The sequence below is a fragment of the Salinibacterium sp. dk2585 genome, assembly GCF_008001035.1.
In the GTDB taxonomy this organism is placed as follows: domain Bacteria; phylum Actinomycetota; class Actinomycetes; order Actinomycetales; family Microbacteriaceae; genus Homoserinimonas.
On sequence record NZ_CP042856.1, the window covers coordinates 389,741 to 416,144 of the forward strand.

26 protein-coding genes are annotated in these 26,404 nt (G+C 68.7%); 11 read left to right on the forward strand and 15 right to left on the reverse strand.

Annotated features, from left to right (window positions below):
- Window positions 1-22 precede the first annotated feature (22 nt).
- Window positions 23-1,402 carry an FAD-binding oxidoreductase gene (locus FVA74_RS01850; protein WP_147720099.1) on the forward strand — a complete coding sequence of 460 codons (1,380 nt, stop codon included), beginning with the start codon at window positions 23-25 and terminating at the stop codon, window positions 1,400-1,402.
- Window positions 1,403-1,411: 9 nt separating this feature from the next.
- On the opposite strand, the gene FVA74_RS01855 is transcribed toward FVA74_RS01850, so the two are convergent.
- Genes FVA74_RS01855 through FVA74_RS01870 form a run of 4 tightly spaced genes read right to left on the reverse strand, consistent with a single transcriptional unit; the run spans window position 1,412 to window position 4,308 of the window.
- Window positions 1,412-1,882, reverse strand: a complete 471-nt coding sequence (locus FVA74_RS01855) for a GNAT family N-acetyltransferase (protein WP_147720100.1) — start codon at window positions 1,880-1,882, stop codon at window positions 1,412-1,414.
- Entirely contained in the window at window positions 1,879-2,733 is an 855-nt protein-coding gene (locus FVA74_RS01860) for a phosphoribosylaminoimidazolesuccinocarboxamide synthase (protein WP_147720101.1), read from the reverse strand. The genes FVA74_RS01855 and FVA74_RS01860 overlap by 4 nt, the downstream gene beginning before the upstream one ends.
- Window positions 2,730-3,983 (reverse strand): phosphoribosylamine--glycine ligase, encoded by a 1,254-nt coding sequence (gene purD / locus FVA74_RS01865; RefSeq protein WP_147720102.1) that lies wholly within the window; start codon window positions 3,981-3,983, stop codon window positions 2,730-2,732. Before purD ends, FVA74_RS01860 begins: the two co-directional genes overlap by 4 nt.
- 46 nt (window positions 3,984-4,029) lie before the next feature.
- Entirely contained in the window at window positions 4,030-4,308 is a 279-nt protein-coding gene (locus FVA74_RS01870; RefSeq protein WP_147720103.1) for a hypothetical protein, read from the reverse strand.
- Between the two features lie 37 nt (window positions 4,309-4,345).
- Here FVA74_RS01870 and FVA74_RS01875 point away from each other — a divergent pair, with 37 nt between their 5' ends.
- On the forward strand, window positions 4,346-4,747 hold the full coding sequence (locus FVA74_RS01875; RefSeq protein ID WP_147720104.1) for a sterol carrier family protein: 402 nt from the start codon (window positions 4,346-4,348) through the stop codon (window positions 4,745-4,747).
- Between the two features lie 53 nt (window positions 4,748-4,800).
- Window positions 4,801-5,121 carry a hypothetical protein gene (locus tag FVA74_RS01880; RefSeq protein WP_240792273.1) on the forward strand — a complete coding sequence of 107 codons (321 nt, stop codon included), beginning with the start codon at window positions 4,801-4,803 and terminating at the stop codon, window positions 5,119-5,121.
- On the opposite strand, the gene purF is transcribed toward FVA74_RS01880, so the two are convergent.
- The gene (gene purF, locus FVA74_RS01885; RefSeq protein ID WP_147720105.1) at window positions 5,114-6,571 is read right to left on the reverse strand and encodes an amidophosphoribosyltransferase; all 1,458 of its coding nucleotides are present in this window, start codon (window positions 6,569-6,571) and stop codon (window positions 5,114-5,116) included. The genes FVA74_RS01880 and purF overlap by 8 nt on opposite strands.
- 87 nt (window positions 6,572-6,658) lie before the next feature.
- Here purF and purM point away from each other — a divergent pair, with 87 nt between their 5' ends.
- Window positions 6,659-7,753 carry a phosphoribosylformylglycinamidine cyclo-ligase gene (purM, locus tag FVA74_RS01890; protein WP_147720106.1) on the forward strand — a complete coding sequence of 365 codons (1,095 nt, stop codon included), beginning with the start codon at window positions 6,659-6,661 and terminating at the stop codon, window positions 7,751-7,753.
- 86 nt (window positions 7,754-7,839) lie between these two features.
- On the opposite strand, the gene FVA74_RS01895 is transcribed toward purM, so the two are convergent.
- Window positions 7,840-8,037: a DUF3073 domain-containing protein gene (locus tag FVA74_RS01895; protein ID WP_147720107.1), complete on the reverse strand. Its 198-nt coding sequence runs from the start codon at window positions 8,035-8,037 to the stop codon at window positions 7,840-7,842.
- Window positions 8,038-8,201: 164 nt separating this feature from the next.
- Here FVA74_RS01895 and FVA74_RS01900 point away from each other — a divergent pair, with 164 nt between their 5' ends.
- Together FVA74_RS01900 and FVA74_RS01905 are read left to right on the forward strand one after the other, a co-directional pair.
- Window positions 8,202-8,420 carry a hypothetical protein gene (locus tag FVA74_RS01900; protein WP_147720108.1) on the forward strand — a complete coding sequence of 73 codons (219 nt, stop codon included), beginning with the start codon at window positions 8,202-8,204 and terminating at the stop codon, window positions 8,418-8,420.
- Window positions 8,421-8,538: 118 nt separating this feature from the next.
- Window positions 8,539-9,633 carry an NAD(P)-binding domain-containing protein gene (locus tag FVA74_RS01905; protein ID WP_147720109.1) on the forward strand — a complete coding sequence of 365 codons (1,095 nt, stop codon included), beginning with the start codon at window positions 8,539-8,541 and terminating at the stop codon, window positions 9,631-9,633.
- Between the two features lie 130 nt (window positions 9,634-9,763).
- Here the strand turns inward: FVA74_RS01905 and FVA74_RS01910 are convergent, their stop codons facing one another.
- Window positions 9,764-10,321 carry a hypothetical protein gene (locus FVA74_RS01910; RefSeq protein WP_147720110.1) on the reverse strand — a complete coding sequence of 186 codons (558 nt, stop codon included), beginning with the start codon at window positions 10,319-10,321 and terminating at the stop codon, window positions 9,764-9,766.
- A 101-nt stretch (window positions 10,322-10,422) separates the two neighbouring features.
- Between FVA74_RS01910 and FVA74_RS01915 the strand changes: the two genes are divergently transcribed.
- Window positions 10,423-11,055 (forward strand): hypothetical protein, encoded by a 633-nt coding sequence (locus FVA74_RS01915; RefSeq protein ID WP_147720111.1) that lies wholly within the window; start codon window positions 10,423-10,425, stop codon window positions 11,053-11,055.
- 14 nt (window positions 11,056-11,069) lie between these two features.
- Here the strand turns inward: FVA74_RS01915 and FVA74_RS01920 are convergent, their stop codons facing one another.
- Window positions 11,070-11,762: a PadR family transcriptional regulator gene (locus FVA74_RS01920; protein ID WP_147720112.1), complete on the reverse strand. Its 693-nt coding sequence runs from the start codon at window positions 11,760-11,762 to the stop codon at window positions 11,070-11,072.
- Entirely contained in the window at window positions 11,759-12,586 is an 828-nt protein-coding gene (locus tag FVA74_RS01925) for a DUF4097 family beta strand repeat-containing protein (protein WP_147720113.1), read from the reverse strand. The genes FVA74_RS01920 and FVA74_RS01925 overlap by 4 nt, the downstream gene beginning before the upstream one ends.
- A gap of 118 nt (window positions 12,587-12,704) precedes the next feature.
- Between FVA74_RS01925 and FVA74_RS01930 the strand changes: the two genes are divergently transcribed.
- On the forward strand, window positions 12,705-13,448 hold the full coding sequence (locus FVA74_RS01930) for a MerR family transcriptional regulator (protein WP_147720114.1): 744 nt from the start codon (window positions 12,705-12,707) through the stop codon (window positions 13,446-13,448).
- 102 nt (window positions 13,449-13,550) lie between these two features.
- Here FVA74_RS01930 and FVA74_RS01935 read toward each other — a convergent pair whose 3' ends face one another.
- From FVA74_RS01935 to FVA74_RS01940, 3 genes are all read right to left on the reverse strand, one after another.
- Window positions 13,551-14,561: a hypothetical protein gene (locus FVA74_RS01935; RefSeq protein ID WP_147720115.1), complete on the reverse strand. Its 1,011-nt coding sequence runs from the start codon at window positions 14,559-14,561 to the stop codon at window positions 13,551-13,553.
- 366 nt (window positions 14,562-14,927) lie between these two features.
- Window positions 14,928-15,068: a hypothetical protein gene (locus FVA74_RS13500; protein ID WP_168220017.1), complete on the reverse strand. Its 141-nt coding sequence runs from the start codon at window positions 15,066-15,068 to the stop codon at window positions 14,928-14,930.
- Window positions 15,065-15,808, reverse strand: coding sequence for a YitT family protein (locus FVA74_RS01940; protein WP_370454475.1), 744 nt, complete (start codon window positions 15,806-15,808; stop codon window positions 15,065-15,067). The genes FVA74_RS13500 and FVA74_RS01940 overlap by 4 nt, the downstream gene beginning before the upstream one ends.
- 121 nt (window positions 15,809-15,929) lie before the next feature.
- On the opposite strand from FVA74_RS01940, the gene FVA74_RS01945 reads away from it, so the two are divergent.
- A complete protein-coding gene (locus tag FVA74_RS01945; RefSeq protein WP_240792274.1) occupies window positions 15,930-17,285 on the forward strand; it encodes a PLP-dependent aminotransferase family protein in 1,356 nt (451 codons plus the stop codon).
- A 96-nt stretch (window positions 17,286-17,381) separates the two neighbouring features.
- Here the strand turns inward: FVA74_RS01945 and FVA74_RS01950 are convergent, their stop codons facing one another.
- Window positions 17,382-18,011 carry a YitT family protein gene (locus tag FVA74_RS01950; RefSeq protein ID WP_147720117.1) on the reverse strand — a complete coding sequence of 210 codons (630 nt, stop codon included), beginning with the start codon at window positions 18,009-18,011 and terminating at the stop codon, window positions 17,382-17,384.
- Window positions 18,012-18,110: 99 nt separating this feature from the next.
- Here FVA74_RS01950 and FVA74_RS01955 point away from each other — a divergent pair, with 99 nt between their 5' ends.
- Window positions 18,111-21,389 carry an efflux RND transporter permease subunit gene (locus FVA74_RS01955; RefSeq protein ID WP_147720118.1) on the forward strand — a complete coding sequence of 1,093 codons (3,279 nt, stop codon included), beginning with the start codon at window positions 18,111-18,113 and terminating at the stop codon, window positions 21,387-21,389.
- A gap of 55 nt (window positions 21,390-21,444) precedes the next feature.
- On the opposite strand, the gene FVA74_RS01960 is transcribed toward FVA74_RS01955, so the two are convergent.
- A complete protein-coding gene (locus FVA74_RS01960) occupies window positions 21,445-22,410 on the reverse strand; it encodes an alpha/beta hydrolase (RefSeq protein WP_147720119.1) in 966 nt (321 codons plus the stop codon).
- Window positions 22,411-22,469: 59 nt separating this feature from the next.
- On the reverse strand, window positions 22,470-23,909 hold the full coding sequence (locus tag FVA74_RS01965; RefSeq protein WP_370454493.1) for an L-lactate permease: 1,440 nt from the start codon (window positions 23,907-23,909) through the stop codon (window positions 22,470-22,472).
- Between the two features lie 282 nt (window positions 23,910-24,191).
- On the opposite strand from FVA74_RS01965, the gene FVA74_RS01970 reads away from it, so the two are divergent.
- Window positions 24,192-26,324, forward strand: coding sequence for a DEAD/DEAH box helicase (locus FVA74_RS01970; protein ID WP_147720121.1), 2,133 nt, complete (start codon window positions 24,192-24,194; stop codon window positions 26,322-26,324).
- Window positions 26,325-26,404 lie beyond the last annotated feature (80 nt).

A 26,404-nucleotide genomic window follows, 5' to 3' on the forward strand; every position in this document is an offset into this window, starting at 1 on the left:
GGCGGGGAACTAGTCTCCCGCCATGCCCACGCGCTTCGATCCGGATGAGGTCGCCGCCCTCGCCACATCACTGGCAGGGCCCGTGCTGCTCCCCGGCGACGCCGACTACGGCATCGAGACAAGGGGACAGAACCTCGCCTACGCCCACACGCCCGAGATCGTCGTGGGCGCCGCCAACCCTGACGATGTCGTGAACGCCGTGCGCTTTGCGGCGCAGCACGACCTGCCCGTGCGAATGCTCGCGACCGGCCACGGCTCCCACTCCGCAGTCACGGACGGCATGATCATCACGACCCGAAGGCTGAGAGGCGTGAGTGTGGAAGCGGATGCCCACACCGCGACCGTCGGCGCGGGCGTCACCTGGGGCGAAGTGCAGCAGGCGGCCGCATCCCTTGGCCTGTCCACCGTGCCGGGTGCCGCCCCCACTGTGGGCGTCGTCGGCTATCTGCTCGGGGGAGGCCTCGGACCGCTCGCCCGCAGCCACGGCTTCAGCTCGGACCACGTGCGCGCCATGCACGTCGTGACGGCGTCCGGCGAGCTTGTCCACGCAAGTGCCCTCGAGAACCAGGAACTCTTCTGGGCGCTCCGCGGCGGCAAGGGCGGGCTCGGGATTGTCACCACGGTCGAGCTCAGCCTCGTCGAACTCGCGACGCTCTACGGTGGCTCACTGTTCTTCGATGCTGCCGACATCGCGACGGTCCTGCGCGGCTGGGTGGCGTGGGCGCGGAATGCGCCCGCGGCCGTGACGACCTCGGTTGCGATCGTCAATATGCCTCCGCTCGACGCCGTGCCGCGGCCTCTGCGGGGCCGCACCGTCATGGCCCTGCGGTTCGCCTACCCGGGCGACGGAGCGGAGGGCGAGAAATTTGCGGCTCCGTTGGCTGCACTGGCGACGCCGCTCATGGGCGAGCTCGGGGTGTTGCCCGCCGCGCAGATCGGCCGCATCCACGACGACCCTCAGGAACCGATGCCCGCCTGGAGTGACGGCCTCCTCCTCGACGAGATCGATGACGACTTCGTCTCGACCCTGCTCGCACTCGTGGGCCCGGGTTCCCAGGCACCGCTCATCGCGGTTGAGGTGCGGCACCTGGGCGGCGCGACGGCGCGGGATGTGCCAGAGGGCTCAGCGGTCGGCGGCCGCACGGCCCTCCACGCGCTGACGGCGGTCGGTGCGCCAGACCCTTCGCTCTTCGAGACCGTGCTTCCCCAGTTCATGGGCGCGCTGAGGGAGGCCGTGCAGCCGTGGACCTCAGCGGAGACGACGATCAACTTCGTCGGCAACCCCCAGAACGTCGAGGACTACGGCAGGGCGTGGCCGGCCGCGACCGCCGAGAGACTGCGGGAGGTGCGGCGTCGCTGGGACCCGAAGGGCCTCTTCGCGTTCGGCCCGCTCGCTCACTGAACCGGAGGGTCAGAGTTGCTTGGCGTAGCAGACGCTCGTCACGACACCCGCGTAGGGACCGAAGTTCTCGATGCGGCTATAGCCTTCGCGCTCATAGAAGCGGATGGCAGCAGGCAGCCGGTCGCCCGTCTCCAATACGAGGCGGCGAACGCCACGATCGCGGGCGATCCCCTCAAGTGCCGCGAGCACCGCCGTCGAGACCCCGGTGCCGCGGTGGGCGGGCGTGACATACATGCGCTTGACCTCGAACTCGTCGTCGGCCACGGCACGGAGGCCGCCGCATCCCGCAGGCATGCCATCGGTGTAGGCGACGACGAACGCCGTCACGTTCTCCGAGGTCGTCGGCTCGCTCGGGTCGGAGTCCACGTTGCCGTAGGCGGCCGAGATCTCGGCTCGCTGGGCCGAGTGCAGCATGGTCGAGTCGGCGTGCTCGTAGGGCAGCTCGCGGATCTCAATCTCATCGAAGTCGATCTGGGTCATGCGGTCAGCCTTTCGATGAGCTCGCGGTAGCGGGCGGAGGTGCGCTCGACGATCTCCTGCGGCAACTCGGGCGGAGCGCCCTCTCCTGCCCAGTTGGCGCTGAGCCAGTCGCGCACGATCTGCTTGTCGAAGCTTGATGCGCGGTCGCCGGCGGCATAGCGCTCGGCGTCCCAGTACCGGCTGCTGTCAGACGTGAGCACCTCGTCGGCGAGGGTGATGACGCCGTGCGAGTCGATGCCGAACTCGAACTTCGTGTCGGCGAGGATGACACCACGCGAAAGGGCATAGGTCGCCGCACGCGTGAAGATCGAGAGTGAGAGGTCGCGGAGGGCAGCGGCGGTGGAATCGCCGACGAGGGCGGCTGACTGCTCGAAGGTGATGTTCTCATCGTGCTCGCCAGCTGCTGCTTTGAAGGCGGGCGTGTAGATCGGCTCCGGCAGGCGGTCACCGTCGGAGAGGCCGGACGGCAGAGGGATGCCGCACACGGTCTGCTTCTGCTGGTATTCCTTCCAGCCGCTGCCGGTGAGGTAACCGCGGACGACGCACTCGACCGGGAACATCTCGAGCTCCTGCACGAACATTGCCCGGTGCGAGACCGCCTCGGGGATGTCGCCCGTCGCGAGATGGTTGGGAACGTCGGCGAGTTCCTCGAACCAGAAGAGGCTCAGGGCAGTCAGGAGTTCACCCTTGCCGGGGATCTCGGGCTCGAGCACGTGGTCGAAGGCACTCACACGGTCGGAGGCGACGACCAGCATGCGGCCCGGCATCTCCTCGGAACGATAGAGGTCACGCACCTTGCCGGAGTGGGCGAGGTGCCACCCCCGTTTGGCCAGTGGTTCTGTATAGGTCATTGCCCAACCACCCCCTGTGCGATGTCGTGGCGGAACTGTCCGCCGTCCAGATGGATTGTGCCCATGGCCCTGTACGCGCGCTCCCGCGCCTGGGCGAAGTTCGCTCCCCGCGCGACGACGCTCAGCACGCGCCCTCCCGAGGAGACGAAGCCGCCCTCGGATGCTGCTGTCGCAGCATGCGCGATCGTCACGCCCTCAATTGCGAGAGCATCCGCGATGCCCGTGACGGGACGGCCCGTGATGGGCGTCTCCGGGTAGCCCTCGCTTGCGAGCACGACCGTGACGCACGCGTCGCTCGAGAACTCGGGGCGAGGCAGGGAGCCGAGGCCGCCCACCGCTGCGGCGAGCAGCAGCCCGCTCAACGGGGTCAGGAGGCGCGGCAGCACGACCTGCGTCTCGGGGTCGCCGAAACGCGCGTTGAACTCGATGACCCGGATGCCGCGCTCCGTCACGATGAGTCCGCAGTAAAGGAGGCCAATGAAGGGCGTCTGCTCCTCGGCGAGCTGGCGCACGGTTGGGAGGGCGATCGTGTCGATGACCTCATCGACGAAGGAGTCGGGCAGCCAGGGGAGGGGCGAGTAGGCGCCCATTCCGCCCGTGTTGGGCCCGGCATCCGCGTCGAGGAGGCGCTTGTAGTCCTGGGCGGGGGAGAGCGGGAGCACGTTGTGCCCGTCGGAGAGCAGGAAGAGCGAGACCTCCTGTCCGTCGAGGAACTCCTCGACCAGCACGCTGCCCTGCTTGAGGTAGAACTCGGCGTGGGCGACGGCGGCGTCGCGGTCGCCAGTGACGAGCACGCCCTTGCCCGCCGCGAGTCCGTCGGCCTTGATCACGTGGGGAGCGCCATACTCGTCCATTGCCGCGATCGCCTCATCGAGCGTGCCGGCGCGTGTGGCGCGGCCGGTCGGAACGCCGGCGGCCTCCATGATCCGTTTCGCAAAGGTCTTGCTGCCCTCGAGCTGCGCAGCCGCCTTGCCGGGGCCGAAGACGGGGATGCCCGAGCGGCGGATGCGGTCGGCCACGCCCTCGACGAGGGGGGCCTCCGGCCCGATCACCACGAGTTCGATGTCGTTGTCGACCGCGAAGTCGGTCACGACGGTCGGGTTCGTGGGGTCGAGGTGGATGACGGGAACCTCGGCCGCGATGCCCGCGTTTCCCGGGGCGGCGATGATCTCGTGGCTCGCCTCTTCCGCGAGAAGTGCGGTAATGATGGCGTGCTCGCGGGCACCGGAACCGAGGACCAGGATCTTCACGTCTGCAAGAGTAGCGGTCGCGTGAGAGGTCTCGCCAAGGCGGTCGTCATTCGAGGCGCCACTCCGCAAAGAACTCGTCGACAGTCTTCGTTTCGAGGTCCTCCCGCACCTGCTCGAGTAGGAAATCAGGCGAGCCCGAGTCTGCAGCGGTGCGCATGACCTCGCGCCCGTTGTCGATGCGACGGATGACGAGATCCATGGGACCGTGTGCGCCCATTCCGAAGGCGGCTTCCACGAGCGCCCAGAGCCAGGCAAGGGCCCGCTTCCACATGGGCCCCCGCCGCTCTTCCAGATCGGCCGTGAGGTGATTGGCGGCGACATCCATAGCTCAATCCTGCCAGCGCGCGGGTAGCGTGGAGGGCATGGGCAAGTCGAGGATCGTTCCCCAGGTCGGCGAGGCGGCCGTGCGTCAGGTGCTCGCGGGCGCCGACGACCGCCAGGTGGAGGCAATGGCGGTGCGCTACCTGCTGCAACTGCTCGCCGATGTCGCCCCGGGCACCACGCTCGAGGTGCGCATCCCGCCGCACGGGGCCGTGCAGTGCGTCGAGGGCCCGAATCACACCCGGGGCACGCCGCCCAATGTGGTTGAGACGGATGCCGCAACCTGGATCGCCCTCGCGATCGGCAGCCTCACGTGGGCTGACGCGCTTGCGGCCGGCCGGGTCTCCGCGTCGGGTGCCCGCGCCGACCTCTCGGACCTCCTGCCCATCAAGTGGGACCGCGAGGCGCTCGCCGACACCCCGCCGCCCGCGCCTGAGGTCTGAGTCGTCGGGCCCTCCCTGTGTCCCTCCCGGGTCGCATGCGGGAGAATGGAGGCATGAGCGACATGAACCAGCCCCCGGCCGACGCACAGCAGGTCAGCATCCGCCGCGCCCCCAAGGTGCCGGTGTTCCTGCTGCTGGGCGCGCTGCTCGGTCTCCTCGTGGCGCTCGTGGCGACGGCGGCGTTCCCAGTCGACCCGCTCGTGGGTTTCGCGGCGACCTTTGGCTACCTGTGCGTGTACTTCATCCCGGCGGGGCTCGTGCTCGGCGCGCTCGTCGCCCTCATCCTCGATGCTCGCTCCCGCCGCCGCGCCCGCACGGTCACGGTGGACCACGAGTCGGTGCGCGACGAAGGCGACACCCCCGGCGCTAACTGAGCTGGGTCTGCTCCACCCAGCGCAGGTACTCCTCGCTGACGGTGCCGGTCACGTACTCACCCGTGAAGCAGCTCATTTCGAGGGACGTGACATTCGAGCCCTCAAGGATTGCCGCCTGGAGGTCTTCGACCTCCTGGTAGATGAGGTTGTCGGCGCCGAGCTCCATGCCGATTTCGGGGATCTTGCGGCCGTGGGCAACGAGCTCATGGCGTGACGGCATGTTGATGCCGTAGACGTGCGGGTAGCGCACGGGCGGCGCGGCAGAGGTGAAGGTCACCTTGTTGGCACCCGCCTGGCGAGCCATCTCGACGATCTCCTTCGAGGTCGTGCCGCGCACGATCGAGTCATCGACGATCAGGATGTTCTTGCCACGGAACTCCGTGCCCATCGCGTTGAGCTTCTGCTTGACGCTCTTCTTGCGCTGCGCCTGTCCCGGCATGATGAAGGTGCGGCCAACGTAGCGGTTCTTGTAGAAGCCCTCGCGGTATTCGACGCCCAGCTTCTGGGCGACCTGCATGGCTGCGGGGCGCGAAGAGTCGGGAATCGGCATGACGACGTCGATGTCGCCCATTGGGGTGTGCTTCGCGATCGTGTCGGCAAGGCGGTTGCCCATGCGAAGGCGGGCCTCGTAGACCGAGATGCCGTTCATGATCGAGTCGGGCCGCGCGAGGTAGACGTACTCGAAGGAGCAGGGCACGAGGCGCGGGTTGGGTGCACACTGGCGCGAAGTCATCGAGCCGTCGAGGCCGATGAAGATCGCCTCCCCCGGAGCGACTTCGCGCACGATCTCGTAGCCGCCGCTCTCGAGCACGAGCGATTCGGATGCCACGACCCACTCTGTGCCGACGAGTCCGGCAGCGCGGCGCCCCAGCACGAGCGGGCGGATGCCGAAGGGGTCGCGGAATGCGAGCAGCCCGTGCCCGGCGACAAGTGCGATCGCGGCGTAGGAGCCCTCGACCCTCTCGTGCACGCGGCTGACAGCGTTGAAGAGCTGGTCGGGGTCGAGATCTGCGCCGCTGACCTGCTCCTGCAGTTCGTGCGCCAGCACGTTGACGAGGAGCTCGGTGTCTGAGGTCGTGTTGAGGTGACGCCGGTCGATGCGGAAGAGCTCGTCGGTCAGCTCACGCGTGTTGGTGAGGTTGCCGTTGTGCACGAGCATGATGCCGTAGGGCGCATTGACGTAGAACGGCTGCGACTCCTGCTCATTGCTCGCCTCGCCCTTGGTGGCGTAGCGCACGTGGCCGAGCCCCATCGTGCCGAGGAGGGCCCGCATGTCGCGGGTGCGGAACGCCTCCCGCACCTGGCCCTTGGCCCTATGCATGTGGAACATGGCGCCGTCGGCGGTGACGATGCCAGTCGAGTCCTGCCCGCGATGCTGCAGCAGGAGGAGTGCGTCGTAGACGAGTTGGTTCGCGGGTTCATTCGAGACGATGCCGACAATGCCGCACATTCGGTGCAGACTCCAGACCGTAGAGTTGATGGTGGGTCTATTCTCCCATGTCGCACGACCGCCTCGTCACGCCCTGAAAGGGGTCCCATGTCAGACAGCTACGCCGCCGCTGGCGTCGACACCGCTGCCGGAGACCTCGCGGTCGAACTCATGAAGTCGGCCGTCGCCGCCACTCACGGGCCCCAGGTGATCGGGGGCGTGGGCGGCTTCGCCGGGCTCTTCGACGTGTCGTTCCTCACGGCCTACAAGAAGCCCCTGCTCGCGACGAGCACCGACGGTGTCGGCACCAAGGTCGCGATCGCGCAGGCCATCGACAAGCACGACACCATCGGGCAGGACCTCGTGGGCATGGTCGTCGACGACATCATCGTCGTGGGCGCAAAGCCCATGTTCATGACCGACTACATCGCGTGCGGCAAGGTGTTCCCCCACCGCATCGCGGCGATTGTCGAGGGCGTCGCGAAGGCCTGCGCCGCGACGGGTACGGCGCTCGTGGGCGGCGAGACGGCCGAGCATCCGGGGCTCCTCGGCGTCGACGACTACGACGTCGCGGGTGCCGCGGTCGGCGCGGTCGAGGCGGAGGACCTGCTCGGCCCGCAGCGTGTCGAGCACGGCGACATCGTGATCGGCATGGAGTCGTCCGGCTTCCACAGCAACGGCTACTCGCTCGTGCGCCACATCCTCGCGAGCGCCGACATGGGCTTCACTGACCACTCGGATGACCTCGGCGGCATGGTCGGTGAGGTGCTGCTCGAGCCGACCCGCCTCTACACGGGCCCGCTCGTCGAACTTCTCGCGGCCCACCCCGGCGCGGTGCACGCGCTCAGCCACGTGACGGGCGGCGGTATCGCCGCGAACCTCGCACGCGTGCTGCCGCAGGGTGCGTGGGTTGAGGTCGACCGGTCCTCGTGGTCGCCGCAGCCGGTGTTCCGCACCCTCGCCGAGATCGGCGGGCTCAGCCTCGGCGAGACCGAGGGCACCTGGAACCTGGGTGTGGGCATGTTCGCCGTCGTGAAGGCGGATGCCGCAGCATCCGTCATCGACTTCATCACCGCGGCGGGCATCCCGTCGTGGGTCGCCGGCGAGGTCTCGACCGCGGCGCGCGACTTCGAGGGCTTCGAACAGGGTGCGAAGGGTGTCGACGGCGGTGCCGTGCGCCTCGTGGGTGCATTCAGCAACTAGGCGGGTTAAGTGGCCCCGCAGCGTGCGAGCATACGGAAAGCCGGGGCTCGGACAATGCCCGGCCCCGGCCTACACGCTCAGACTCGCTAGGAGCGGCGCTCCGTGTCGTCGCCCGCGAACTCGGGCCACTTCTGCAGGTCTTCTTCGAGGCGCTCCTCGTCGATCGCCTGCTTCTCGGCGCTGGTCAGCTCGCGTGCGAGCGCGTCGTAGTTCGTCTCCGGGCTGAAGTACTTCAACTCCCGGGCGACCTTGGTGTGCTTTGCTTTTTGACGGCCGCGCCCCATGGGCTTGACCCCCTTACGATTCCAGCCCGACGCCTGTGACTGATGCTCGGGATTGACCAACAAGGAACTACAAAAACTAAGTTCCGAGTTTAGCATGCCGATGCCCGGCCCCCGGCGGGCTCGACGGGCGAGGTGAGCGACCATCGCGCCAGTATTCTGGCCGCATGGGGGAACAACGGGGCGTGCGGCCCTCGCCTGCCGTACGGTCGCTGCGAGTCGCGCTCGTCGTGATCGCTGCGCTCGGTGTGCTCCTTGCGCCGACACTGCTCCTCATCGATACGGAGGCAGACGCTCGAGGCGCGATGGCGCTCTACGTGCTTGTCGTGCTTGTGTACCTCGGCGCGGGCATCCTCGCGTGGCGCCCGACGACCATCGCCGTGTGATCGCCGCCATGCGATACCTGGCGCGGTAGCCGCACGTGGGAAGAGCAGGATGCGCCGGGGCAAGAGCCGTGCAGCCTGTGACAAGCGCGCGCACAGGCTCAGCCGATAGCCTTGCCGCGTGACCGCCGTGCCCTCCCGAACCTCCGTTGTCGTCGTCGGCGCCGGTCAGGCGGGCCTCTCGGTGTCGTACTACCTGCAGCGCCTCGGCCTGGAGGTCGGCCCCGGATTCGTCGTGCTCGACCGCGGGCCCGGCACGGGTGGCGCCTGGCAGGACCGGTGGGAAGCCCTCAAGATCGGCACCGCCCACCGCATCAACGACCTGCCCGGGCTCGACGAGCTCGGCCTCAGCTTCGAGACCGCCGATCGGCAGCGACCAGCCCGCGAGGTCGTCGCCGAGTACTACGCGGTCTACGAGCAGCACTACGAGCTGCAGGTCGTGCGACCCGCGACCGTGCGCCGGGTGTTCAACCGTGGCATCGACCTCGTCGTCGAATACACGGATGCCGCGGGGCCGCACGAGGTCGAGACGCAGGTGCTCGTCAACGCGACCGGCACCTGGGGTTCGCCGTTCCGTCCGTGGTATCCCGGCCGCGACTCCTTCGCAGGCGAACAGGTCGACACGACCACCTACCGCGCGGCGGCGGACTTCGCTGGCAAACGGGTCGTCGTGGTCGGCGGCGGCACGTCGGCGATCGGCTTCATGCTGGAGCTCGAGCACGTGGCATCCGCCCTCACCTGGGTCAGCCGGCGCGGGCTTGAGTTCCGCGAGGAGGGTGAACTCAACCTGGAGGACAGGCGGCACGCCGTCGCGGTGCAGGATGCCGCGGCTCGCGAAGGTCGCGCCTTGCCGAGTGTCGTGAGCGGCACGGGTGTGCCCCGCACGCGTCGCATCCAGTCCGCGATCGATCGCGGGCTGCTGGTTCCCAAGCCCATGTTCTCAAGCATCGAGCCCGGCGGCGTGCGCTGGGACGACGGCGACTTCGTCGAGGCCGATGTGATCCTCTGGGCGACAGGCTTCCGCCCCGAACTTCGCCACCTCGCGCCGCTCAAGCTTCGGGAGAAGGAGGGCGGCGTCACGGTCGGCAACGGCTCCTCGTGGAAGGACCCGCGCATCTTCTTCGCCGGCTACGGCCCGCAGGCCTCGACGATCGGGGCGAACCGTGCAGGCCGCACGATCGCGCGCCAGGTCATGCGCCAACTCGCTGAGTCCTGACGCCTCCGCGCCCGCTGCTGAGATCGGGCAAGTGCACCTCCAAGACCCGCGGGAACGTGTATCTCCCCGATCTCAGGCACGCTCCGGCCGGGGCCTGCCCGTGATGTCACGGGCGTGACCGCCGCCCCACTCAGGCAACGACGGCGCGCAGCGCCTCCACCGCCATGTCGCGCAACTCGTCGCGCGTCATCGTGGTGTTGTCATCCGCATCGACGTCGAGCTCTGCCAGGGCATCGCCCGTGCACACGCGCAGCTCGCCGCTCACATCGTTGTCGTCATCCGTGACCCACCACGCCTGTTCGCCGATGTCGTCGACTGCTGTGACGGTGTCGCCGGCACCCGACGGCTCGACGCACTCGACCGTTCCGCCCGCGAAGTCCGCTGCGGCCGAGTAGTCGAAGTCGATGTCGAGCTTGCCGTCAACGGACTCCCAGTCGCATCCGTGCACCGTGCGCTCGACGCCGTCGTCGTCGGAGCTGTCCGACTCCTCGTCGGGTCCGCGCAGCTCGACGCCGAAGACGTCCTGCAGGTGCTCGGTCGTGAGCCCCGAGCAGTCGAGCTCGGCCGGCGCCGAGGCCGGCGGCGTCGAGTCATCATTCTGGGGAGACTCCTCCGGGCCGACCGTGGAGGTGCAGCCGGCCAGCAGCACAGCGAGGAGTGCCGCACCGGCGAGAGAGAGGTGTCGCATCGTTGCTTCCTTTCGTCGCTCACGCTGCCGAAACCGTGCCACGCGGCAGTCGACTTCGCTCCCAGCGGGCGCACACTCCCAGCGAGCCATAGGATTCGGGCGTGGGGAACACGCGCAAGGTCTGGTTGTGGGCGGTGCTCGGCGTCGTCGTGCTCGCGCTCGCCTTCATCGCCGTGCTGCTCGTGCCGGTGCTCACCCACCAGGACCAGGGCGGCTCGCACCTCGTCGAGAGCGAGGAGGAGTGGCCGCTGGATGCCACGGCGGTCGGTGACGACGGCCGCACCCGCACGATCGACCTCCACCCCGCCGAGCCCGGCGGCGACCTCGCCACCTCCGCACTGCGCGAGGGCGACCGGCTCGTCGTGAGTGGCTCGGGGTTCGACGCGGGCCACGGCATCTATGTGGCGATCTGCAGGATTCCGGATGCCGGCGAGAAGCCGGGACCGTGCCTCGGTGGTGTTCCCTCCACGGAGGGGGAGGAACAGGTCGAGGGCAGCGTGCAGTTCGCCCCCAGCAACTGGATCAACGACGACTGGGCGTGGCGACTCTTCGGAGCCCGGGGCTACGACGACCGCGAGAGCGGCACCTTCACCGCCTACCTCGAGGTGCCGTCACCCGTCGGAGAGGGCGTCGACTGCCGGGTGGACGACTGCGCCGTCACGACCCGCAACGATCACACGGCGCTGGGCGACCGTGTGCAGGACGTGTTGATCCCCGTCGACTTCGCTGGCTAGCACTGGGTGTCGCCTCACCCGAGGATCCGCGCGCGGACCTCGCTAAGTTCGGCTTCGAGGCGGGCAGCGGTTCCCCTCGGCAGGATGTCCCGGCCCGCACGGGACCGCAGCTCCACTCGCAATTCGTTCCTGAAGTCGGCGAGCACCTGCTCGACCCTGGCCATTTCGCGCCGGCTGAAGGCGCGGGCGTCGGGCTCGGCGTCCGACTCGCGATCGGGCATGGCCTCGGCTTGCGGCTCGGGCTCGTCGACGGTCGCGTCCTGCGTGGCGGGAGGCGGGGCATCCGTCACCGTGTCTTCGCGCGCCTTGCGCTCCGGCGCGGAGGTCTCGCCCGCGACCGCCGCGAGGTCGGCGCGCAGTGTGCGCATGGCATCCGAGACGCTGGCCCGCACCTCGTCGGCGAGGCTGCGCACGGTCGTCGTGACGCCGCGCTCGATCTCGTCGAGTTCAGCCTGGCGGGCGGCGAGTTCGGCGATGCCGGCATCCGTGATCGAGTACACGGTCTTGCGGCCGTCGGCCTCGCGGCTGACGAGTCCTTCCTCGCCGAGCTTCGACAGGCGGGGGTAGATCGTGCCAGCGCTCGGGATGTAGGTGCCACCGAAGCGATCGCTGAGCGCCTGCATGAGTTCGTAGCCGTGCATGGGTCGCTCCGAGAGCAGGCTCAGCAGGTAGAGGCGCAAGTGGCCGTGGCCAAAGACGGGGGTCACTGTGCCGCCACCGCGTGATGGACCGTGACGTCGCCCGTCACCGAGTTGACGCTGAACTCGAGCCACTTGCCCGAGAGCTCGCCGAAGCTTCCGTTGTAGGTACCGTGCACGATCGAGACGCTGGAGTCGTTGAGCTGCACGCGACCGGATGCCGTGGAGATCTTGTACGACGCCGCGACGCCGGGCGCGAGCCGCATCGACACGTCTCCCGACACGGTGTTGACCTTGACGCGGTCTGGCGTTCCCGCGAGGTCGAGGAAGACGTCGCCCGAGACGCTGTCGTGCGAGACGCGGGAGATGTTGCCGCTCGCCATGAGCTCGCCGCTGACCGTGTTGGCCGAGATGTCGCCGGTGTGCTCGCGCACGGCGATCTCACCGGACACCGAGTTGAGGTCGAGCTCGCCGATCACGCGGTCGATCACGACCTCGCCGGAAACGGTGCTGATGCGCGCGACGGCGTCCCGGCCCGTCTTGCGGCTGAAGTCGAGGCCGCTGATGAGGGCGCTCGCCGTCACCACACCGAACTTGAGGGCGATCGAGCGGGGGACCATGATGCTCACCTCGGCGGTCGCCTCGTTCTTGAAGAAGGAGAACACTTGCAGGAAGTTGTCCCAGGCGAGCTGTGGGTGGTCGATCTCAAGCACGCCCTCGTCGAGCGAGACCTTGAGCGGCTTGCCGGAGACGGAGTGCACCTCGACACGGGCGCCCGGCTCGTCGTGCGCCACGATGTCGACCTGGCCACCGATCAGGCCGACCTTCAGGGTGTGGATGCTGTCGAAGTCGATGGTCTTCGGGCCTTCCAGCATCCATTTCTCGCGTGCCATGGTGTCTCCTCGAGTCGAGTTATATCGCGTTTGCAAAACTCACGCTATATCGCGTTTGCCCCGAGCGCAATACGAGTTTCTTGACATTGACGTTGCGTCAAGCTCTAGCGTCGTCGACATGGATTGGTCGATACAGCAGGTTGCCTCGCTCGCGGGCACAACCAGCCGCACCTTGCGGCACTACGCAGACATCGGGCTGCTCACGCCGAGCCGCGTCGGCACCAACGGTTACCGCTACTACGACGCCGCCGCCCTCACCCGCCTGCAGCGCATCCTGCTGCTGCGCGAACTCGGCCTCGGGCTGCCCGCAATCGCCGAGGTGCTCAAGCGCGAGACATCCGCCCCCACAGCCCTCGCGACCCACCTGCAGCTGCTGCGCGACGAGCAGCAGCGCCTCGACCGGCAGATCGCCGCAGTCGAGAAGACCATCACGAAACTGAGAGAAGGCGAGCCACTCATGGCAGACGAGATGTTCGACGGATTCGATCACACGCAATACAAGGAGGAGGTCTCACAGCGCTGGGGGGCCGAGGCATATGCGTCCGGCGACCGCTGGTGGAAGACGCTGACGGATGCCGACAGGTCGGCATTCATGCAACGGCAGAAGCAGATCCAGGCCGACTACGCCTCAGCCCTCGCGGCAGGCGAGCCGGCCGACGGCGACGTCGCGCAGGAGATCACCGCGAGACAGGTCGAGTGGATCGCGATCGGCTGGCAGGGGCGCCCGGTCACGGCGGAGGCGATCCGCGGGCTCGGGCAGATGTACGTGGACGATCCCCGCTTCGGCGCGAACTACGGCGGGCCAGATGGCGCGGCCTACGTGCGCGACGCGATGGAGGTATACGCGTCCCGCCTCCCGTGACCCGTTGTCGTACCTGGGTGCCTGCACGCCCGGTGAGTGGCCAAAGTTTCACCTTCCCCGCGCTCGGTGGGCGAAACTTTGGCCACTCGAGCCGGCGACCAATCACGGGCGCGCGTTTCGGCACGCGAATGCGGCAGCGCGCGCTTCCGGTCCGAGTGGTGGGAGTTGCATCCCCCGCGCACGCAGGAGTCTGTGCACACCGACTACGAACTCGAATGGGCGCTCGTCCAGATCCTCCGCCGTCACACGTTTGACCCGCCACCCTGCGTCTTCGAAGCGCTCGCGACGCGCGATATCGCTTCGAAACCGCAGCTTGTCGGTACGGTGGTCGTCGCCTTCGTACTCGAGCACCGTCCTGGCTTGGTCGTACTTGAGGTCTGGCGTTCCGACCTTGCGGCCCGTGGCATCCCTCACGACCCCGTTGATGACCGGTTCTGGCAGACCGGACCGCACAAGTAGCATCCGCAACTTCGTCTCGCGCGGAGAATCGACCCCGACGCGGGTGTTGCAGAGTGCCTCCCGCAGGAGACGGCTGCCCCGGATGCCTGGATTGTGATCGAACGCCGCGCGCAGCTGCTCGATGGTCGCGAGGGGTGGGTTCCGCATCCACTCGTTGCGGCGTCCAGGAACTTTGATGACGCGACCGGAGACCAGGAAGTCGCTGGCGGCGATGAGTTCGTCGATCGTCAGCTCGGTGGCGAGGTCGAGCCACGTCGATACCGGATCGGATGCGGGCACACCGCCGGGGCGCGATATCGTGATGCTTCTCTTCGGGCGATGGCCGACGACGCCAGTAGTCCGGATGCGATTGCCGGGTGCGCGTGTCGATACGTGGAGGCCAGGTGCGCGTTGCAGCACCAGGGGGAGCGGAATCCCGTGCAGGGCGGCGGCGGTCGAGTGGCTGAAGAAGTCGCCAGCGCGCAGCCTCGGTGACAGAGCCTGGCATCGCCCGAGCGTCGTGGACGTGTCGAGCGCGACGGAGCGAACCCCATAAAACAGGCGCTGCACGTCGGAACCGTGCAATCTCGCGTAAGTCAGACCCGCGGCGCGTTGGTCGCTCGGTGTGAACGCCTGGCCAACGAGCCGCGAGGGCAGCGGGACGGGTCGAGGCATCCAGAGAGTCTGAGCGGATCTTCGCGCCCGCACCGTGTCTGACCGACGCTTCCGTGGAGGCGTGCTGAGCGCTCGCCCTGTGGAGGGGCGTCGACATGATCAGTGGCCGCCTGCGCGAATGACGCGGGCTTGGCGAGTGGCCAAACTTTCGGCTTCCGCGCGCTCGGTGGGCGAAACTTTGGCCACTCACAAGAGAAGGCACGAGGCACGAGATACCCGCCCTGCGTGAGTGGCCAAACTTTTGCCTTCCCCTCCGTGGGTGACCGAATGTTTGGCCACTCGCGGAGGGGAGTGGGGGAGCGGGGGAGTGGGGGAGTGGGGGAGTGGGGGAGTGCGGGAGTGGGGGAGCCGCGAGAATCGAGGAAGCTACGGCAGCGGGGAGTACACGACCGCGAGATTCGGCAGGCGGCCGTAGCCGTCTCGCGCGACCGTCTCCAAGGTCGCAATCGCGCTCCAGGCGGCGATCGCCGCGAGGGCCAGCGCAAGGGTGAGGGCGGATGCGATCATGACGGCGCTCCTAACGGTGTCGGGCTGGTCGGGGTCGGGTCGATGACCGGCGCCGCGCCGTCGGCGATGCGCTCAGCGAGCACGGCAGTGTTCGGGATGCCGGCGGTGTCGACGGGGGCCTCGGCGTGAGGTTGCGGGGAGGAGGGCCCCGTGGCATCCGCTCGCCGTTCCGGCGCCGTGAGGAGCGGGATCGTGACGCCGACCATGGGCCCGATGAGGAGGGCGAAGGCGAGCGTGCCGAAGCCGACGACGCCGCCGAGCAGCCAGCCGATGAGGAGCACGCTGCCCTCGAGTCCCGTGCGCACCGCCCAGATGGGCCATCCGGTGCGGGCGTGAATGCCGGTCATGAGTCCGTCGCGCGGGCCGGGGCCGAAGCGGGCCCCGATGTAGAGGCCGGTAGCCAGGGCGAGGAGGCACAGGCCGCCCGCGAAGAGGAGCACCTGCGCCCACAGCTGCTCGGGCGTCGCAATCATGAGCAGGCCGAGGTCGGCGGAGGGGCCGACGAGCACGGCGTTGAGCACGGTGCCGATGCCGGGCTTCTGGCGGATCGGGATCCAGAGCAGGAGCACGACGCCCGAGATGAGCACCGTCACGAGGCCGAATTGGATGCCCGTCTGGCCGGAGGTGCCCTGCGAGAGCACGTCCCACGGCGTCGCCCCGAGGCCGGCCCGCAGCATCATCGCGATGGCGATGCCGTAGAAGAAGAGGCCGAGGAGCAGCTGGACAATGCGGCGAGTCATACCGGTATCCAATTGGCTGAGTGGCCTTAACTCAAGAGGCCAATATGAGTAGTGTGGCCTCATGGCTTCCCTTACAGCCCGAGCTTTGGCCTCGCTTCTCGGCGATTGGCGCTCTTCGAGCATGCCAGCGTATGCCTCGCTCGCCGACCGCATCCGCCTGCTCATGCTCGATGGCCGCGTCGTCTCGGGCACCCGCCTGCCTGCCGAGCGCGACCTGGCACAGCACCTCGGCATCAGCCGCACGACCGTGACAGCGGCGTACTCCGAGGTGCGCGAGGCGGGCTACCTCGAGAGCGTGCGGGGCTCGGGCAGCATTGCGCGCCTCCCCGGGCGCGGCCCGCTCATGTCGGAGCAGGGCGAAAGCGCGCTCTTCGATTTCACCAAGGCGGCCATGCCGGCGATCTCCGGGATCGCGGATGCCGCGTCCCACGCGATCGAAGACCTGCCCCGCTACCTCGGCGAGCACGGCTACGACCTCATCGGCATCCCGCCACTGCGGGAGGCGATTGCCGAGCAGTACCGCAGGCGCGGGCTCGCGACATCCGCCGAGCAGATCATGGTGACGATCGGGGCGCAGCATGCGATTGCCCTGCTGGCCCGCACCCTGATCGGGCGGGGCGACAGCGCGGTCATCGAGGTTCCCACGTACCCGCACGCCTTCGAGGCAATGCGCGGTGCGGGGGCGCGAATCCTGCCGGTGAGCGTCACTGTGGAGGACGGATGGGACGAACCCGCCCTCGAGCAGGCGATCCGCCGCAGCAGCCCGGCGATGGGCTACCTGATGCCGGACTTCCACAACCCGACGGGCCGCACGATGCCGCCGGAGCAGCGGGAGCGGGTCGCCCGCCTTGCCGCGCAGCATGGCACGCAGTTGCTCATCGACGAGACGATGGCCGAGCTCGTGATCGACGACATCGAACCCGTCGCCCCGTTTGCGGCCTTCGGTGAGGCGATCACGGTCGGTTCGGTCGGCAAGACGGTCTGGGGTGGCATCCGCATCGGCTGGATCCGAGCTGAGGCCCCGCTCATCCAACGACTGTTCCGCAACCGGCACGCCGGCGACCTCGGAACGCCAATCATCGAGCAGCTGGTCGTGCTGCACCTGCTGGCCGATCACGATCGCATCATCGAGACGCGGCGGCGCCAGCTCCGCACGGGCCGTGACCATCTCGTGGGGTTACTGCGGGCGCGGTTCCCGCAGTGGTCCGTTCCGGATGTCGCGGGCGGGCTGACCACGTGGGTCAACCTTGGAGCCCCAGTCAGTTCCCAACTGACACTTGCCGCCCGCGCGGAGGGCCTGCTCATCACGGCGGGCCCGCGCTTTGGGATCGACGGTGCCTTCGAGCGGCACCTGCGCATCCCCTTCGGCTACACGCCAGAGGAGATGGATGCTGCGGTCGACGCGCTCGACCGCGCGTGGCGCTCGCTCGCGCACGACGTGCCCGCCCCAGTGGACGAGCTCTCCGTCGTCGTATAGGCGGGATGAGCAGCGCAGCGCTCGAAGAGGACGGGTTGAGTAGCGCAGCGTATCGATACGTTCGCTGGCGCTCCCTGCTCAACCCACGGGGAGCGCTCAGCGGGCGCGCGGGCCGGTCGGGTCATCCTCGACGGTCGGCGTCGGCAGCGGCCCGCCCGGCACGAGTAGCTTCGGCATGAAGAAGCCGACGAGTGGCCCGATGAGGAGGGCGAAGGCGAGGGTCCCGACGCCGACGTTGCCCCCCAGCATCCACCCGATCGCCAGCACGACCGCCTCGATGCCCGTGCGGACCATCCAGATGGGCCGGCCCGTGACACGGTGCAGGCCCGTCATGAGCCCGTCGCGGGGGCCGGGTCCGAAGCGCGCGCCAACGTAGAGGCCCGTGGCGAATCCGTTGAGCACGAGCCCCACGGCGAAGTACACGACGCGCACCCACAGTTCGTCGGGTGAGGGAAACAGCCACAGGCCCAGCTCGATGAACGGCCCGACGAGCAGTGCATTGGCGACCGTGCCGATGCCCGGCCTCTGGCGAAGCGGAATCCACAGGAGGAGGAGCGCGACGCTGATGATGACCGTGAACACCCCGAACGGGAGGCCGAAGACGTTCACTAGGCCCTGCGTGAAGACGTCCCAGGGCGGCACGCCCACGGCGGCGCGCAGCATGAGGGAGAGGCTAAGCCCGAAGAGCAGCAGCCCCACAGCGAGCTGGAGCACGCGGCGGAGCATGCTGATTCTGAAAGGCACACCCCATTGTGCGCACATGTCAGCGAGTGGCGGCGCAGACCTGAAATACTGAACGTCCGTCGCCACCCAGGGAGAGTGCCCGTGCACCTGCTTTCCGTCTTCAGCCTGCGTAATCGGGCCCTGATCGCCCTCGTCACGATTGTGGTGGGCATTTTTGGCACGATCTCGCTGACGAGCCTCAAGCAGGAACTGATCCCGTCGATCTCCTTCCCGCAGCTCGCCGTCATCACCGCCTACCCCGGCGCGGCGCCCGAGGTCGTGAACGAAGACGTCAGCACCCCAATCGAGATTGCGATCCAGGGGGTCGCGGGCCTTGAGGGCACGACCGCGACATCCCGCACCAACATCTCGATCATCTCGGCATCCTTCGAATACGGCACCGACCTGGCGACGGCGGAGCAGAAGGTCACGCAGGCAATCAACCGCATTTCCTCGACCCTGCCAGAAGACATCGATCCGCAGGTCATCTCTGGTTCGGTCGACGACCTGCCCGTCATCCAGATCGCCGTGACGAGTGACCTGGATGTGCGCGACCTCAGCGTCGCGCTCGAGGCCTCGACCTTGACCGACATCCAGGCCTTGGAGGGCGTGCGCGAGGCGAGCCTGCTCGGCACGGTCGGCCAGCGCGTCACCATCACCCCCGACCCGGCGGCGCTCGCCGCGGCCGGCGCCAGCAACGCTGACATCACGGATGCGCTCGAGGCCAATGGCACGCTCCTGCCTGCGGGTGAGATCACGGAGGGCGAGTCGACACTCTCGGTGCAGGCCGGCTCCCGCATCAACTCGGTCGACCAGATCTCCGCGCTCCCTCTCTCCGGAGTGCTCGACCCCGCCGGCGCACCCCTCACGATCGCCGACGTCGCGGATGTCGCGATCACCGACAATCCCGTCGAGGGCATCTCGCGCGTCAATGGCGAACCGGCGCTCACGATCGCCGTCACGAAGACGCCCGCGGGCAACACCGTTGCGGTCTCGGAGGCCGTGCAGGAGGCCATTCCCGAGCTCGAGGCGGCGATCGGCGAGGGCACCGAGTTCACGGTCGTCTTCGACCAGGCGCCGTTCATCCAGCAGTCGATCGAGAGCCTCACGACCGAGGGCCTGCTCGGCCTCATCTTCGCCGTGATCGTGATCCTCGTCTTCCTGATGTCGATCAGGTCGACCCTCGTCACCGCGATCTCGATCCCGGCATCCGTGCTCATCACTTTCATCGGCATGCAGGCCTCGGGCTACACGCTCAACATCATCACCCTCGGAGCCCTCACGATCTCGATCGGTCGCGTCGTCGACGACTCGATCGTCGTGATCGAGAACATCAAGCGGCACATCGGCCTCGGCGAGGGCAAGCTCGAGGCGATCCAGACGGCCGTCAAGGAGGTCGCCGTCGCGGTGACCTCAGCGACGGTGACGACCGTTGCGGTGTTCCTGCCGCTGGCACTCGTCGGCGACATCACGGGTGAGTTGTTCCGGCCCTTCGCCCTCACGGTGACGATCGCGCTCGCCGCGTCGCTCTTCGTCTCGCTCACGATCGTGCCGGTGCTCGCGTACTGGTTCCTCGGCAACGAGAGTGAGGCGGCCCGCCGCGAGCGCAAGGAGCGCAAGAAGGCGGCGAAGTCGGGCGTTGCATCGGCGGATGCTGCGCCGACGGATGCCCCGCCCGCCGTCGAGTACGTCGACACCAGCACGGCGGCGCTCCAGGCCCTCAACCCGGGCACTCCCGTGCCGTCGCGTCGCGCCCGGCGCGAGGCAGCGGCCGCGGACGCCGAGGAGCGCGAGAAGCCCTCACGACTGCAGAAGGCCTACCTTCCGGTCATCCACTACACGCTCAAGCGCCCCGCGATCACGATCGGTGCCGCCGTGCTCGTGCTGCTGCTCACGGTCGCGATGCTGCCGTTCATGAAGACCAACTTCATCGGCGACAGCGGCCAGAACACCCTCACGGTGACGCAGACCCTCCCGCTCGGCTCGAGCCTGGAGGCACAGGATGAGGCGGCCGGCGCGGTGGAGGAAGCCCTTCGCGGCGTCGACGGCGTCGAGACGGTGCAGCTCTCGCTCGGCTCCTCCGGCGGCTCGATCCTCGGGGCCTTCGGTGGGGGCGGCGACGCGACCTTCTCCATCACGACCGATCCGGATGCCGACCAGGAGCGCGTGCAGTCCGACGTGCGGGCGGCCATCGCGGAACTCGACGAGGTCGGCGAGGTTTCGCTGGCGACGGCCGGCTCGGGCTTCGCATCGACCGATATCGACATCGACATCGAGGCGCCCGGCCGAGCCGCGCTCGAGGAGGCGGCCCAGGCCGTGCTCGAGGAGGTGCGCAGCCTGGATGTCACGGCTGAGGCCAGCAGCAACCTGTCCGTCTCCCAGCCCTACATCGGCGTCATCGTTGACCGTGAGGCGGCCGCCGCGATCGGCCTCAGCGAGATCGCGGTGGGCGGGATCGTGTCCCAGGCGATGCTGCCCCGTTCCGTCGGCACGGTCGTGATCGACGACAAGTCACTCTCGATCTACATCGAGAACGAGACGGCGCCCGAGACGCTGGCCGAGCTGCGGGCGTTCCGCATCCCGAGTGCGGATGGCCTCGTGCGCCTCGACTCGATCGCCTCCGTCGAGGAGGTCGACGGGCCGGCGAGCGTCACGACCATCAAGGGGGTCCGCTCCGCGACGGTGAGCGTCACGCCCAACGGCGATGACGTGGGAACCGCCTCGGCCGAGATCCAGGCGGCGATCGACGCGCTCGACCTGCCCGCCGGCGCGGAGGCGGAACTCGGCGGTGTCACGGCGCAGCAGAGCGACGCCTTCCGGCAGCTCGGCATCGCGCTGCTCGTCGCCATCCTGATCGTCTACGTCGTCATGGTGGCGACCTTCAAGAGCATGCGGCAGCCGCTGCTGCTGCTCGTGTCGGTGCCGTTCGCAGCAACGGGCGCGATCGCGCTGCAGGTCGTGACGGGCATCCCGCTCGGCGTGCCGTCGCTCATCGGCGTGCTCATGCTCATCGGCATCGTCGTCACGAACGCGATCGTGTTGGTCGACCTCGTCAACCAGTACCGGGCCAAGGGCATGACGGCCTACGACGCGGTCGTGAAGGGATCGAGCCGACGACTCCGCCCGATCCTCATGACGGCGCTCGCGACGATCTTCGCCCTGCTCCCGCTCGGCATCGGCCTCACTGGTCACGGCGGCTTCATCTCGCAGCCGCTCGCGATCGTCGTGATCGGCGGGCTCGTCTCGTCGACGGTGCTCACGCTCGTCGTGCTGCCGTCGCTCTACTACCTCGTCGAGGGGGCGAAGGAGCGCCGCGAGCAGAAGCGTGCCGACGCGAAGCTGGTCGCGGAGGGCGACACGAGAGAAGTCCCCACCCCGTAGCGTTCAGAACTCCGGAAGGTACACGCATGATCTGCGCTTCTGGAGATCTTGCGGATCAGGGGAGCTCGTCGCGCAGGAATTCGACGATCTCCTCCCGCAGGGGCGTCGCTTCGCTCGTGCCGAGCAGTGCGATCGAGTGGGCGATGCCCGGTACCTCGACGAGCGTGACGGGCGCGCCCGCCTCGGTGAGCGCATCCGCGAGCGAGTGTGCGTGCCCGATCGGGATGTACTCGTCGACCGAGTGGGCGATGAAGAAGGGCGGGTCCGTCTGGTCGGCGTGTGACTGGGGTGAGGCCTCGGCAGCGACGGCGCAGGAACGGTAGCTCGAGCATCCGAGGTATTCGAGCTGGATGCGGTCGAAGCCCTCAGGCAGCGCGCCCAGGTCGAGGCCGTCGCGGGTCAGGTCGGTGGGGGCACTGAGCTCGACGACGGCGGCGACGCGCGATCCGATGTCCCATGGCCCTTCGCCCGCGGTGCCGAGCAGCGACACGAGGTTGCCGCCGGCTGAGCCGCCGACGGCGCCGATGAGTGCCGGGTCGTAGCCGTAGGCCGCGACCTGTGCGGGCTGCCGCACCCACTCGACGGCGGCGCGCACATCACTGATGGCGGCGGGGTATGGATGCTGCGGCGCGAGCCGGTAGTTCAGGTTGAAGACGACGAAGCCCTCCGATGCGAGCCATTCGCAGGTGCTGCGCCACCAGGTCGAGGCTTTGTCGCCCTCACGCCAGCTGCCGCCGTGCACGAGCACGAGCGCACGGCGGGGGCCGTTGTTGATCGTGCTGGCGGTGACATCCGCAAGGTGACAGACGTCGAGGAGTTGCGTGCCGCCATCGCCGGCGGGGTAGGGCACGTCGGCGGTGACCATCACGTCGGCGTAGATGGGGACCGTGTCGACGACGGATGCCGGTGCGAGCGCGGCATCTGCGGCGGGGGTGCACGCCGCGAGGCCGAGCATGGCGGGCACCATGAGGGCGGCGCTAAGCGCGGTCGTGTGGCGTGCGCGCCGTCGGGTTCGGTGCATTGTGCGGATACTCTACGTGACGCGCGAGCGGTCGCCGCACACCCGTTCGGGGCGCAGGCTCACTGCGCCAGCAGGACCGCAACCGGCGTGAGGATCGCGAGGATGATTCCGTTGGCTGCGAGCAGCACGAGGGCGGCGTAGCGCACGTCGGCAGCGGGGGTTCCCTCGGGGCGGTTGTCGTCGGCCATGGCGGCGGCGAGGGCGATGCGGGGAGGCGAGGCCCCCACCGCGGGCCCCACCGCAGCGTTCTGCGCGCCAAGCGCAACGATGGGCGAGGCGTCGAGGGCGGTCGCGACGTGGGCGACGCCCGCCGAGAACATCGAGGCGACGGCTGTGTTGGAGGTCGTCGCGTAGCCGCCGATGAAACCGAGCAGCGGCACGACGAAGAGGAAGCCCGGTCCGAGCATCGCGGCACCCTCCGACAGCGCTGCGGCCATGCCGTTCGCGGCGAGCAGTGCACCGAAGGTGATGAAGAGCACGGTCACGAACCAGAGCGGCCAGAAGGTGCGCATCCCCTTGCCGAACCCGACGCGGGTGGTCGCCCGGTCGAGACCGAGCAGCAGGGGAGTGACCGCCGCCGTGATGACGAGCCACAGTGCGGGGCTCGCGAGCACTCCCGATGCCGCGCCCAGGGGTACGAAGGAGGTGAGGGCGGTCATGCCCAGCAGTCCCGTGACGAGTACCCCGTAGGGGAGGAGAGAGCGCGCGGTCGCGCGGTCCATGCGGGGGAACCGTCCGCCACCGATGCGCGCGCAGAGGAGGAGCCACAGGGCACCGGCGAGGGCGCTGAGCACACCGCCGAGGGGAACGCTCACCCAGAGGTTGGTGGCCGTCAGCACGACCCACATGATGGCGACCATCGCGAGGAGTTCGCCCGAGCGGCGCACGGCCGCGCGCCATCCGGAGCCCACGATCGCGACCGCGGCACCCATCACGAGCAGCACGGGAAGGCTGAAGATCGCGGCCCACGTGCCGACATCGCGGAGGGTTTCCCCGCCAAGCCCTGCCGAGACGAGCAGGCCGGGGCCGAGCGAACCCCACGGCGAGATGACCATGCCGAGGAGGGCGATCGTGGCCGCCTTCGTCGCCGAGAGGCCCAACTGGACGAGGAGCGGAACCGCGATCACGATGCCGATGCCCCAGCCGATGAGCGACTCGCCGAGGGGCGCGACCGCGAGGCCGATGAGCAGCACCGAGCGGTCATGGTCCCGTGCCGCCGCCCGCAACCACGAGCCGATGCGGGTCTGCGCCCCCGCGACCGCGAGGGTCTCGTTGAGGAGCACGCCACCGAGGATGATGAGCGACACCGCAACCAAGACGGGCACGAGCCGGTCGAGGCCGGAGGCAAGGGCATCCGTCGTCAGGGGGAACCGGAACGACAGCGCGAGGGTCACCGCGAGGGCGCCGAGCACGACCGGGATCGGCTTGAGTCGGAAGGCCAGCAGGGTCGCGACAAGCGCGATGGGCAGCGCCGCGAGGGCGACGTCGATGGGGGAGATGGTGCGTGCCTTGTCTTCAGGAGGGTGGAGCTAACCTCAAGGCTATCCTCGCTTTTCCGGCTTCGCTCCTGTACCGTAGATGGGTCGGCTCTAGACAGCGCGAGTTCTCGCGTATGGGTTTGTAAGTCTTTCGGGCCGGTTTCCACACACCATCTACTCCATGGTGTCCTCGGAAAAATCACGTATGTGAACGGTCCTGGCCAAAGATTGCCCGGGTTTCCTCAGTAGTACAGCTAAAGGTGCTGTGCCCTGCCATGCATTGAGTACAACCCGGAAAGCACCATGCCCAATTCAAAGAAACTCTCTGCGCCCCGCACCGGCGGCGCCAAGTTCGGCGCGCGCAGCGCATCCGGCTCCAAGGCCGGTAGCCGCAGCCCTGGACACCGCGGTTACAAGGCTGACGCCCCCGCCGCCGCCGCGCCGAAGAAGCGGTGGACAGCGGATGATCGTGCCGCCCGCACCGGCGACCGCCGCCCTTCCGGCGACCGCCGCCCCGACTGGACGCCCCGCGAGGAGCGCCCCACAACGGGCCGCGCACCCTACGGTGACCGCGCCCAGCGCACCGAGCGCCCCTCCTACGGTCGCACCGAGCGTCCCAGCTACAACGACCGCCCGGCTCGCGGCGAGCGACCCGCCTACAACCGCGGCGAGAACCGCAGCGAGCGTCCCTCGTACGGCGACCGTCCGGCTCGTGGTGAGCGTCCCTCGTACGGTGACCGTCCGAACCGCACCGAGCGTCCGTCCTACGGCGACCGCACTGAGCGTCCGTCCTACGGCGACCGTCCGCAGCGCGGCTCCTACGACCGCCCGCAGCGCAACTCGGATGACCGCCCCAAGCGTTCCTTCGACGACCGCGCCCCCCGTCGTGACTTCGACGACCGCGCGCCGCGCAGTGAGCGTCCCTCCTACGGCGACCGGCCGACCCGTGGCGAGCGCCCCGCATACAACCGCGGCGAGCGCCCCGCGTACGGTGACCGTCCGCAGCGCAGCTTCGACGACCGCCCCAAGCGCTCGTTCGACGACCGCGCGCCGCGTCGTGACTTCGACGACCGTGCGCCGCGTCGTGACTTCAGCGACCGTGCACCGCGTCGTGACGTCGACGACCGCGCCCCGCGCCGCTCCTACGATGAGCGCCCGCCGCGTCGCGACAGCGACCTCTACCCGAAGCGCGAGACCCGCTCCTTCACCCCGCACGACGATGTCGTGCTCGAGAAGCTCGAGGCCAAGGTCGTGACGGCCGGCGAGGTCGAGGGCAAGACCTTCGGTGACCTCGGCATCGGCGACAACATCACGCGCCAGCTCGCGGCGATGGGCGCCGAGGCTCCCTTCCCGATCCAGGCGGCGACGATCCCCGACGTGCTCGCGGGTCGTGACGTGCTCGGCCGCGGCAAGACCGGCTCCGGCAAGACGATCGCCTTCGGCGCGCCTCTCGTGGAGCGCCTCATGGAGAACAACGGCGGCAAGGGTCGCAAGCCGGGCCGCAAGCCCCGCGCCCTCATCCTCGCCCCCACCCGTGAGCTCGCGATGCAGATCGACCGCACGGTGCAGCCCATCGCGCGCAGCGTCGGCCTCTTCACGACCACGATCGTGGGCGGCGTGCCGCAGCACAAGCAGGTCATGTCGCTCCAGCGCGGTGTCGACATCGTCATCGCGACGCCCGGCCGCGTGGAAGACCTCGTCGACCAGGGCCGCCTCGACCTCAGCGAGGTCAAGGTCACTGTCCTCGACGAGGCCGACCACATGTGCGACCTCGGCTTCCTCGAGCCTGTGCAGCGCATCCTGCGCGAGACGATGGATGGCGGGCAGAAGCTCCTCTTCTCCGCGACCCTCGACAAGGGTGTTGCCCAGCTGGTCAACGAGTTCCTCGTCGACCCGGCCGTGCACGAGGTCGCTGGCGAAGACCAGGCGTCGAGCACGATCGACCACAAGGTGCTCCTCATCGAGCAGCGCGACAAGCGTGCCGTCATCGAGCAGCTCGCGGGCGGCGAGGGCAAGAAGCTCGTCTTCGCCCGCACCCGCGCCTTCGCGGAGGAACTCGCCGACATGCTCGAGGACGCCGGCATCCCCGCGACCTCGCTGCACGGCGACCTCAACCAGGGCCGGCGCACGCGCAACCTGCAGCTGCTCACCAGCGGTCGCGTGAACGTGCTGGTGGCGACGGATGTCGCGGCCCGCGGCATCCACGTCGACGACATCTCGCTCGTGATCCAGGCCGACGCACCCGACGAGTACAAGACGTACCTGCACCGCGCCGGCCGCACCGGTCGTGCCGGCAAGGTCGGAACGGTCGTCACGCTGACGACCCGCAACCGCCAGCGCCGCATCGATGAGCTGCTGGGTCGCGCGGAGATCGACGCGACCATGCACCACGTCGCGCCGGGCGATGAGCTGCTCGACCAGCTCGCCGGGCTGTAACTGCTCCCGCGGGTTGAGTAAGCCCGCCAGGGCTGTATCGAAACCCCAACGCGAAGGCGCCTCATCCGACAGGGTGGGGC

Bases quoted from the DNA above. Each gene is read 5' to 3' on its own strand.
- FVA74_RS01855 (WP_147720100.1), bottom strand. From the start codon at position 1,882: ATGACCCAGATCGACTTCGATGAGATTGAGATCCGCGAGCTGCCCTAC.
- FVA74_RS01940 (WP_370454475.1), bottom strand. From the start codon at position 15,808: ATGACTCGCCGCATTGTCCAGCTGCTCCTCGGCCTCTTCTTCTACGGC.
- purM (WP_147720106.1), top strand. From the start codon at position 6,659: ATGTCAGACAGCTACGCCGCCGCTGGCGTCGACACCGCTGCCGGAGAC.
- FVA74_RS01910 (WP_147720110.1), bottom strand. From the start codon at position 10,321: ATGCGACACCTCTCTCTCGCCGGTGCGGCACTCCTCGCTGTGCTGCTG.
- FVA74_RS01950 (WP_147720117.1), bottom strand. From the start codon at position 18,011: ATGCTCCGCCGCGTGCTCCAGCTCGCTGTGGGGCTGCTGCTCTTCGGG.
- purF (WP_147720105.1), bottom strand. From the start codon at position 6,571: ATGTGCGGCATTGTCGGCATCGTCTCGAATGAACCCGCGAACCAACTC.
- FVA74_RS01970 (WP_147720121.1), top strand. From the start codon at position 24,192: ATGCCCAATTCAAAGAAACTCTCTGCGCCCCGCACCGGCGGCGCCAAG.
- FVA74_RS13500 (WP_168220017.1), bottom strand. From the start codon at position 15,068: ATGATCGCATCCGCCCTCACCCTTGCGCTGGCCCTCGCGGCGATCGCC.
- FVA74_RS01960 (WP_147720119.1), bottom strand. From the start codon at position 22,410: ATGCACCGAACCCGACGGCGCGCACGCCACACGACCGCGCTTAGCGCC.
- FVA74_RS01875 (WP_147720104.1), top strand. From the start codon at position 4,346: ATGGGCAAGTCGAGGATCGTTCCCCAGGTCGGCGAGGCGGCCGTGCGT.
- FVA74_RS01900 (WP_147720108.1), top strand. From the start codon at position 8,202: ATGGGGGAACAACGGGGCGTGCGGCCCTCGCCTGCCGTACGGTCGCTG.
- FVA74_RS01945 (WP_240792274.1), top strand. From the start codon at position 15,930: ATGCCAGCGTATGCCTCGCTCGCCGACCGCATCCGCCTGCTCATGCTC.
- FVA74_RS01860 (WP_147720101.1), bottom strand. From the start codon at position 2,733: ATGACCTATACAGAACCACTGGCCAAACGGGGGTGGCACCTCGCCCAC.
- FVA74_RS01870 (WP_147720103.1), bottom strand. From the start codon at position 4,308: ATGGATGTCGCCGCCAATCACCTCACGGCCGATCTGGAAGAGCGGCGG.
- FVA74_RS01850 (WP_147720099.1), top strand. From the start codon at position 23: ATGCCCACGCGCTTCGATCCGGATGAGGTCGCCGCCCTCGCCACATCA.
- FVA74_RS01880 (WP_240792273.1), top strand. From the start codon at position 4,801: ATGAGCGACATGAACCAGCCCCCGGCCGACGCACAGCAGGTCAGCATC.
- FVA74_RS01935 (WP_147720115.1), bottom strand. From the start codon at position 14,561: ATGCCTCGACCCGTCCCGCTGCCCTCGCGGCTCGTTGGCCAGGCGTTC.
- FVA74_RS01930 (WP_147720114.1), top strand. From the start codon at position 12,705: ATGGATTGGTCGATACAGCAGGTTGCCTCGCTCGCGGGCACAACCAGC.
- FVA74_RS01925 (WP_147720113.1), bottom strand. From the start codon at position 12,586: ATGGCACGCGAGAAATGGATGCTGGAAGGCCCGAAGACCATCGACTTC.
- FVA74_RS01895 (WP_147720107.1), bottom strand. From the start codon at position 8,037: ATGGGGCGCGGCCGTCAAAAAGCAAAGCACACCAAGGTCGCCCGGGAG.